This is a genomic window from Parasutterella muris (assembly GCF_009767915.1).
GTDB lineage: Bacteria > Pseudomonadota > Gammaproteobacteria > Burkholderiales > Burkholderiaceae_F > Parasutterella > Parasutterella muris.
Map to the genome: position 1 here is coordinate 1 of NZ_WSRP01000122.1, position 444 is coordinate 444.

Sequence of the window (444 nt, forward strand, 5' to 3'; positions counted from 1 at the left end):
CACTACCCGTCTTGACTGACTCTCATCAAATCAGTCTTAACGTTAGATTTTTCAATCTTTCCGAATTGTTAAAGAACGTATTGTCAAAAGACAATATCAAAGCGCGTCAAACGCGTTTTCATCTTGTCTCTTGTTGGTGGAGGTAAACGGGATCGAACCGTTGACCCCCTGCTTGCAAAGCAGGTGCTCTCCCAGCTGAGCTATACCCCCGTCTCAGAACTATGGTGGGTCTTGATGGACTTGAACCATCGACCCCCGCCTTATCAAGACGGTGCTCTAACCAGCTGAGCTAAAGACCCATCGTCTTTTCATTTATCGACTGCCGATAAGAGTGAGCGCTGAATGTATTCAAGCGTCTTCTAAAAGTCTTCATTCGCTTTCTCTTGAAAGGAGGTGATCCAGCCGCACCTTCCGGTACGGCTACCTTGTTACGACTTAACATTA

2 tRNA genes and 1 rRNA gene are annotated in these 444 nt (G+C 46.4%); all 3 read right to left on the reverse strand.

The annotated features are described in order from the left end of the window. Nucleotides 1–134: 134 nt before the first annotated feature. A tRNA-Ala gene (locus E5987_RS12845) sits at nt 135–210 on the reverse strand. Nucleotides 211–222: 12 nt separating this feature from the next. Continuing rightward, nucleotides 223–299: transfer RNA gene (locus E5987_RS12850), tRNA-Ile, on the reverse strand. A gap of 87 nt (nt 300–386) precedes the next feature. Beyond that, a 16S ribosomal RNA gene (locus E5987_RS12990) occupies nt 387–444 on the reverse strand; the annotation flags it as partial.